The sequence below is a fragment of the Arthrobacter sp. P1_H7 genome, assembly GCF_056405215.1.
In genome coordinates this window covers 90,262-98,303 of sequence record NZ_JBFUCO010000008.1, presented here as the reverse complement: position 1 = coordinate 98,303, position 8,042 = coordinate 90,262, and the positions used below count along the sequence as shown (strand labels likewise).

Annotated in this window: 7 protein-coding genes and 1 pseudogene; all 8 read right to left on the bottom strand. The window is 67.4% G+C overall.

Annotation, left to right across the window (positions count from 1 at the left end; all coding sequences use genetic code 11):
- Window positions 1-287 (bottom strand): GNAT family N-acetyltransferase (locus AC1DXI_RS10245; RefSeq protein ID WP_476938512.1); only part of this gene is annotated, 287 nt, incomplete at its 3' end.
- Between the two features lie 340 nt (window positions 288-627).
- A pseudogene (locus AC1DXI_RS10240) lies at window positions 628-764 on the bottom strand (transposase); the annotation flags it as partial.
- A gap of 102 nt (window positions 765-866) precedes the next feature.
- Complete coding sequence (locus AC1DXI_RS10235; protein WP_476938511.1) at window positions 867-2,342, bottom strand: aminopeptidase P family protein; 1,476 nt, start codon at window positions 2,340-2,342, stop codon at window positions 867-869.
- Window positions 2,343-2,831: 489 nt separating this feature from the next.
- Entirely contained in the window at window positions 2,832-4,307 is a 1,476-nt protein-coding gene (locus AC1DXI_RS10230) for an aldehyde dehydrogenase (NADP(+)) (RefSeq protein WP_476938510.1), read from the bottom strand.
- 40 nt (window positions 4,308-4,347) lie between these two features.
- Window positions 4,348-5,838: an FAD-dependent oxidoreductase gene (locus AC1DXI_RS10225; RefSeq protein ID WP_476938509.1), complete on the bottom strand. Its 1,491-nt coding sequence runs from the start codon at window positions 5,836-5,838 to the stop codon at window positions 4,348-4,350.
- Complete coding sequence (locus AC1DXI_RS10220; RefSeq protein ID WP_476938508.1) at window positions 5,835-6,152, bottom strand: (2Fe-2S)-binding protein; 318 nt, start codon at window positions 6,150-6,152, stop codon at window positions 5,835-5,837. The genes AC1DXI_RS10225 and AC1DXI_RS10220 overlap by 4 nt, the downstream gene beginning before the upstream one ends.
- Window positions 6,149-7,333, bottom strand: a complete 1,185-nt coding sequence (locus AC1DXI_RS10215) for an NAD(P)/FAD-dependent oxidoreductase (RefSeq protein WP_476938507.1) — start codon at window positions 7,331-7,333, stop codon at window positions 6,149-6,151. The genes AC1DXI_RS10220 and AC1DXI_RS10215 overlap by 4 nt, the downstream gene beginning before the upstream one ends.
- Window positions 7,330-8,031: a GntR family transcriptional regulator gene (locus AC1DXI_RS10210; protein WP_476938506.1), complete on the bottom strand. Its 702-nt coding sequence runs from the start codon at window positions 8,029-8,031 to the stop codon at window positions 7,330-7,332. Before AC1DXI_RS10210 ends, AC1DXI_RS10215 begins: the two co-directional genes overlap by 4 nt.
- Window positions 8,032-8,042 lie beyond the last annotated feature (11 nt).

Below are 8,042 nucleotides of genomic sequence, written 5' to 3'. Positions count from 1 at the left end.
TCCGGCTGATCTTGTGGATCGTCGGGGCCCGGCCGGAAGTGGAACCAGCCGAGGAATTCCCCGGTCGTCTTCTCGAGCGCGGCCCAGAACCCGTAGCCGGGAAAGCGCTGATAGTAGTCGAGGAATGCCGGGAGGAAGTCGCCTTCTATCTCGCCCCGGGGGGTGGGGATACCGCCGGTGATGTACCGCATCACGCGCGGATCGCTGTCCAGTTCCACAAGTAGTCCGGCATCGTCCGGAGTGAACTGCCGGAGCAGAAGTCGTTCAGTCTCCAGGAAGGTGAGCATGCAGACATTCTCGCACCGGGGGAAACCCGTCACACCGATCGGGGAGGACGGATTATCATCGCTGGACGAGCGTACTGGCCATTGGGATTGGTCCCAGGCATATGTGGCCCTTGGGTTGGGGGGGGCGCCGAAGTGGGCAAAAGGAGGGTGTGCACAATGTGCACACCCTGGGCTTCGGACCGGGCTGTACCGGGGTCGGATCGGGCCGGATTCCGCATGTTTCCGGGACTTCCCAGGGTTTGCGGGGGAGGGAATGCAGTTCGAGTCCCACCTCGGGCACAGTGTTTCCGCAGGTCAGAGGCATTTAGATTCCATGAGATACTTCCCTGGATTCTACTTACTTGATCAGCCAGTTGCGGAGCCTCTCGGGGCGACACTGTACACGGTGGCCACGTCCTTGACCGGCTCGGACGTGTTGATCACCTCGCGGCACAGCTCGCCCTTGAACTCCTGGGTAAATCGCCTAGGTGCGGTCATGCTGATCTCTACTTTCGGTAGGCCCCCATTTCATGAGGGCCTACCGTCCGAGATCTCCGCGGCAGCTCACTCCGGCACTTGGGTCTTCACGATGTTGCGGAGCTACCGTGAACCTGAGGTTTGCTGTGCCAACTTCATCCATGCTTCAATTCCTGTGGCATCCAGCGGCAGGGCGTCGGAGATGACGTCGGAACCGGACGCTGTCACCACAATGTCGTCCTCCAGCCGGACACCGATGCCGCGCAGTTCCGGTGGCACGGTGAGGTCGTGTCCGTGGAAGTACAGCCCCGGCTCCACCGTCAGCACCATGCCCGGCACCATCGGGGCACCCTGGTAGCTTTCGTAGCTGGACTGCGCGCAGTCGTGGCAGTCCAGGCCCAGGTGGTGGCCCACACCGCACACCAGGTAGCGGCGGTGGTGCTGGCCCGCCGGGGACAGCGCCTCGTCCACGGAGACCGGCAGCAGGCCCCAGTCGTGCAGGCCGTTGGCGATGACCTCCATGCATGCCTGGTGGAAGTCGGCAAAGTACCTGCCCGGCCCCACCTGGGCCAGCCCGGCCCGGTGCGACTTTTCCACGAGGTCGTGGACCTGGCGCTGGACGGGACTGAACGTACCCGAACCCGGGAAGGTCCGCGTGACGTCGGCAGTGTAGAAACTGTTGGTTTCCACACCCATGTCCAGCAGCAGCACCTCGTCCTCCAGGACGGGGCCGTCGCACCGCACCCAGTGCAGGGTGGGGGCGTGCTTGCCGCTGCCGACAATTGTGGCGTAGCCGACGCCGTTGCCGTGGGTGCGGGCGTGGCGGTCAAAGGTGCCCTGCAGCCAGCGTTCCCCGCCCCGCTTGATGGCGGTGGGGACCTCGCGGACGACGGCGGCAAAGCCGTCAACCGTGTGGTCAACGGCTTCGCGCAGCTGGGCAATCTCCCAGTCGTCCTTCACCATGCGCAGGGTGGAGAGCACCCTGCCCAACTCGGCGCCGGCGTCGATGCCGTGGCGGCTGCACACATCGGCCGGCACGGCCCCGGCGGCCAGTGCCGCGGACCCGGCCCGCTGGGCGGCGGAGATGCCGGCGTCCAGCTCGGCCAGCGGCTTGACGGGCAGGGAGAGCGCATCGGCCCAGTCGGAGAAGTTTGGGGCCGAGCCCACCCACATTTCGCCGTGTGCGGCATTGGTGAAGAAGCCGGAGGTGTCCGCGTAGAGCGGGGCCGGGATGAACAGCGTGGCGTCGTGGGAGGCGCCGGAGGGCACCATGACCAGCACAGCGCCTTCAATGGAGGCCCCGGTCAGCCAGTAGAAATCGGAGTCGGGACGGAAATCGTAGTAGGTGTCATTGGCCCGGACCGGGGCGTTGCCGGCGCCGATGACCAGCACCCGCCCGCGGAACGCCTCGGAGGCCCGGACCCGGTGCTCCGCTGCAGCCGCAGCCGCCCCGGCCACGACGGGCGGGGTCCGGTCCGGCGTGGCCCAACCCTGTCGCATATATTCGGTGAACGCCGGCACGTTGGCCAGCTTCGGCAGCCGGGGGTCCTGCCCAAGGGGTGCGGGCATGGAACGGGTGGTGGCGTCTGTTGAAGTCATATGAATTTGCTTCCCATCTCCACCTCAATGCGGGGCACAGGGGCCCGTCCCGCATTTGTGGTGTTCTTGTTGTTGCAGCGAATTGTTTGTTTGGAACTGGTTGAACGGCCCGCACCAACTTCACCGGCGATCTTTGCGGGGGACGGGCACTCCGTTCCCCGGCTGCTTTCCAGCATGGGCACCGAATCCCGGAACGTGGGTCCCGCCGGCGAGTATCCACCAGAAGGGGTCATCGCCATCGAGGCGTTGCCTAAGGATCTCTTGTCCCGGGCTGGCCCGCGGTCGGCGCCAGCGCGCAAGCTGCGAGGTGGCCGCGTGCAGCCAGTTTGAAGCAATCATCAGTCAGTCCCTTTCGCGATGCTCGTGCAGAGGAAGAGGGCCGGCTCCGTGCCCGGTGTTTTTGGACGTCCATTGGGTATCCCTGCAGGGTGGCCCGATGTGTAAGGTGGCGCACTCCGCCATCCATTGAATGCTGATGGCTTGGTGCGGCTACCCGTTCCGGCGGCCGTCTACGAGGCGCGGCAGTCCGAGCGGGTTTTCCTCGCGCAGGGCGTCGGGCAGCAGCTGCTGCGGGAAGCCCTGGTACGCGACGGGTCGGAGGAAGCGTTCGATTGCGGCGGTGCCGACGGAAGTACTGCCCACAGCGGTCGTGGCCGGATAGGGACCGCCGTGCTGCTGGGCGTAGGTGACCGAGACGCCTGTGGGCCACTGGTTCCAGACCACGCGCCCGGCCTTGCGGGCGAGGACTTCTACCAGGTCTGCAACATTGCAGGATTCCATGCCCTGAATCGTGGCGGTCAGCTGCCCTTCGAAGGTCTCGGCGAGTTCCGGGAGCTGAGATTCGTCGTCGTATGTCACAACGACGGCCGCCGGGCCGAAGCATTCGGTCTGGAGCGTTTGCGGCTCAGCAAGCACGTCCGCGGCTGTTGTGAGCAGGATGGTAGGGCCGGGAGGGGCGGCCAGAGGCGTAGGGCCCTGGGCCAGGACGTCGATGCGGGGGTTGTCCTGCAGGCCAGCGAGCACCGCGGCGTAGCCGGACTGGATCCGTTCGTTGAGCAGTGGAGCGGAAGGCGGCAGGGTGGCAGTACGCAGTGCCTCCACGACACCCGAGCCGGCAGGGACGAACAGCATGCCGGGCTTGGTGCAGAACTGCCCGGCACCCAGGGTGAAGGACCCAAGGAACCCTTCCGCGATCTCCGCGCAACGTTCCTCGGCTGCGGCCTTGGTGACGAATGCCGGGTTGTTGCTGCCCAGCTCGCCGAAGAAGGGGATCGGTTCGGGCCGGGAGCTTGCGATGTCGAAGAGTGCCCGTCCGCCGGGGATGGAGCCGGTGAAGGCTCCGGCTTTGACCCGGGCGTCCCGCAACGCCGTGGAGCCCGCGGCGGTACCGGTGATCAGAGCGAACGCGCCCACTGGTGCTCCCGCAGCGCTGAGGGCAGTGGTGACCACCTCGCCGGTCATCCGGGAGAGACCCGGGTGCCCGGAATGGGCCTTGAGCAGCACCGGACTGCCCGCGGCAAGGGCGGAGGCGGTGTCGCCGCCTGCCACCGAAAACGCGAAGGGAAAGTTGCTGGCCGCGAACACGACGATCGGGCCCAAGGGCACCAGCATGCGGCGCAGGTCGGGCCGCGGCGCGCCCATGGGCCAGTCGGCGTCGGCGTGGTCGACACGGGCGTCCAGGTAGGCGCCATCTCGGAGCACCTCTCCGAAGAGGCGCAGCTGGAAGGTGGTGCGCTTCAGCTCGCCCCGGAGCCGGGCCTCGGGCAGGTGGGTCTCGCGTTCGGCCACCGGGATCAGCTCGTCTGCCGCTGCGTCGAGGGCGTCTGCCACGCTGTCGAGCAGGGTGGCGCGTTCGGCCGGGTGCAAGGCCGCGAGCGGCGCGGCGGCCTTATGCGCCGCGGCGAGGAGCGACTCAAGTTCCGCAGCGGTGGTGGGCGCTACTATGGCGGGGGCGATCGCGGTCATGTGCGGTGTCCTTCCGGGACGGGGTTCTGTGGTGTGCGATTCAGTTGTCTGCAATTTCGAGGGAGGCGAGTTCGCCGATGCTGACGGGCGCGCCGAGCGGTCTCTTGGCGGCGTCATTCAGGGACTGGGCGGAGGCCGTAGCACCCGGCCCGGCTCCAAGACAGGCTGCCGCGAAACCGCAGACCCTGCCCTGGCACCAGCCCATGCCGGCACGGGTGAAGGATTTTAGGCTGCGGCTGTCGTGGGCCTCAACCGTTTCCCGGGCCTCGGTGATCTGGCCGGCCGTGACCTCCTCGCACCGGCACACGGTCGTGTCAGGTGTGAGCCATTCCTGCCAAGCGGCGGGCACCGGGTGGGCCCTGTGCATGGCCTCGGCGAAGCGCCGATGGCGTGCGGCGCGGGACGGTTCGGCGTAGGCCCTCGCGCCGGGCTCCCGGGCTGCCGCCGCGCCTGCCGTGAGACCTTCAAATACGGCCAGGGATGCCCCTCCCACGCCGGTTACTTCCCCCGCCAGGAACAGGCCGGGGATGCTGGACTCCTGACGCTCATCGACGATGCCGACAAGGGAGCCATCGGCGTCGAGCCTGGTACCGGCCCCGAGGGCTACGGGCAGTTCCATCTGGGGAGTGAAGCCCCAGCCGAAGCCGACCACATCGACGTCGTCGTAGACGCGTTCGGTGCCGGGGCGGACCCTGCCGCCGGCATCGACCTTGGCCGTCCGCACCCCTGAGGCACGGTCCTGGCCGAGGATCTCGGTGACGATGCTGCGGGTGCGGTACGGGATCCGGTGCCGGGCAAACACTGCTGCGTACTCGGCCCCTTCAAGGGCCTTCTCGGGAACTCGGGCGGCCGCGCGCAGATGCGGCAGCCATGCTGTCGGGGAGGAGGACTCGAGCACAGCAAGGACCTGGCCGCCGGCTTCCGCGATTCCGGCCGCCACCGGGAGCAGGAACGGGCCGGTGCCGGCGACGACGAATCTGCCACCTGGCAGTGTTCCGTTTCCTTTCAGGAAGGCCTGGATGCCTCCGGCGGCCATGACCCCGGGCAGCTCCCAGCCGGGGACCGGCAGCTGCCGGTCGTAGCCTCCCGGGCACAGCACCAGACGGCGCGCGACGACTGTCCGCCCGACGCCGACGCCGGCGCCCGCTGGGCCGTTTCCGGACGCGTCTCCGGATCTTGCCCCGGCCACAGTTGGCGTCGTGCGCAGGGTGAAGCCGGCATCGTTCTTCTCCGGCATCCAGACCTGAAGGCCGGGAAGATAGGTGATTTGCCCACGACGGCGCGCCGTGTCGAAGCGGGCACGGAGGTCAACGTATTTGCGCCAGCCATGGTGCCCGGCACCGTCTGGCTCCGGCACTACGGTCTCGGGGCGATGACGCCAGAACTGCCCGCCCGGCTGGGCGCCGGCGTCCACAACTGCGACCAGGGCACCTGCCTCGGCGGCCGCGACGGCCGCGGCCAGGCCGGCGGGTCCGGCGCCCACGACGGCTACGTCAGCCTTTACGAGGCTGCCAGCCTCGCCAGGGCTCACGGACGGCCTCCCTCAGCATGAGGGTATGAGCCGTCAATCTGCATGCCATCACTTACTTCAACGAGGCACGCACGCTGGTTGGCTGCGCCGTTGACGGTGACAAGGCAGTCGAAGCACACGCCGATTCCGCAGAATAGCCCCCGCGGCCTCTCTCCCTTGCGCGTGCTCCGCCAGGCGGTGATGCCATGGCCGGCCAGGGCGGCGCCGACGCTCTGGCCAGGTACAGCCTTGAGCGGGCGGCCGTCGAAGTGGAGGGTTAGTTCATCGGTGGACCCGCCGGGCGTCTCTGCCGCGCTCTGTGCCTGGGTGCTCATGCGGTAGCCTCCTGGTGATGTGTCGGGGTGGGATCGGCCGGCGAGCCGAAGCGGGCCGGCGCGAAGGGGGAAAGGTCTAGATCCGGGGACTGGCCGGCGAGGGCCTGGGCCAGGAGCTTGCCGGTTCCGGCGGACAGGCCGATGCCGGCGCCCTCATGCCCGGCGGCGTGCCATAGCCCGGGGGCGCGCTCATCGTGTCCGATCACTGGCAGATGGTCCGGGCAGTATGGGCGGAAGCCGTGGTAGTGGCGGATGGCCTTGACGTCTTCAAGAAAAGGGAAGAGAGCGGTCGCGTCGCGGGCAAGCAGGCGCAGTGCGCTGGTGCTCACCGAACGGTCAAAGCCCACGCGCTCCCGCGTCGAGCCGATCAGGATGGTTCCCCCGGGGGTGCTCTCAACCACCGGCGAAGCCTGCAGCCCGGCGTCTGAACTGCCTACGTTGTCGATGTATTCCGCCGCATAGACTTTGTGGTGGACCATCGGCGGGAGCGGCTCGGTGACCAAGACGAACCCTCGTCTGGGCAAGACCGGAACGTTGACGCCGGCCAGGGCGGCGAGTTCCCCCGCCCAGGTGCCGGTGCAGTTCACGACGGCACCAGCGGCGAAGTCACCGCGAGTGGTCCGCACGCCGGTGACGCGGTCCCCGCTGCGCAGGAACCCGGTCACGGGCGTCTCGGCCAAGAAGCGCGCCCCGGCCTCGGTTGCAAGCCGGACGAGGTGGGCCGCGACGAGCATCGGCTGGACCTGGCAGTCCTCAGGGTAGCTGGCCCCACCAAGGGCCTTGGGGGAAATATGTGGTTCGGCTTCCCGGAGCGCGTCGCGGTCGAGCTCCTCGACGGCGACGCCGTAGCCGGTCTGGATAGTCATGATGCGGTGAAGGGATGCGAGACTGCTTTCGCGGGAGGCCACTATGATTCCGCCCTTGGACTCAAACTCCCAGAGCTTCTTGTGTTCGCTGAGGTCTCCATGCCAGACCCCGAGGGAGTAGCGTGTCAGTTCGAGTTCGGGGCCGAGTTCCTTGTCCGAGACGAGGATGTTCCCCTCGCATGCGGAGGAAGTGCCGCTGGCCGGCAGGCCCTTGTCCAGGACTGTGACGGTCAGGCCTTGTTGTGCGGCGAAGTAGGCAGTGGCAGCACCGATGACTCCGGCGCCAATGACGAGTACGTCGCTGGCTGCGTTCATGGCTGTTGCCCCTGGTGTGGTTCTTCGTGCTCGCCTGTTGCCCAGATGCCGCGGGCATGGCCGATGTGGCGGCGCATGAACTCGCGTGCCGCAGCTCCGTCGCCTGATTCAATGAGGTTGAGCAGCTCATGGTGTTCTTGGGCCGAGTCGGCCAGGCGGTTGCTCTCGCTCAGCGTTTTGAGACCGTACATCCGGGTGCGCACGCGAAGACTCGTCGCGAGCTCAACGAGCTGGTTGTTGCCGGCGAAACGTAGAAGCTCGGCATGGAAATCGCGGTCAGCAGCCAGGTACTTGGTCAGGTCCCCTTCGCGCGCGGCGTCGACGATGGCGTCCGCCATCGAGCGAAGTGCCACGATGCCTGAGGGCGGGATCGTCCCGGCAATGTCCGCCATCACCGGAGGCTCAAGGAGCAGCCGGATCTCTGTGATCTCGTCGAGCTCACGGTCGCTCATGCTGGTGATGCGGAATCCCTTGTTCTTCATCGTCTCGACCAGGCCTTCACGGGTCAGGTCCATCATGGCTTCCCGCACGGGCGTGGCTGAGACACCGAAGGCCGCGGCCAGGGCGGGCGCCGAGTACAGGGTGCCTTCCTTGAGCGTGCCGGCGATGATGGCGGTGCGCAGAGACTCAGTGACGGACTCGCGGAGGCTGTACTGGCGGCCGAGCGGTGCTATCGGGACTTCGTTATTGGCAAACACAGTGTGAGCTC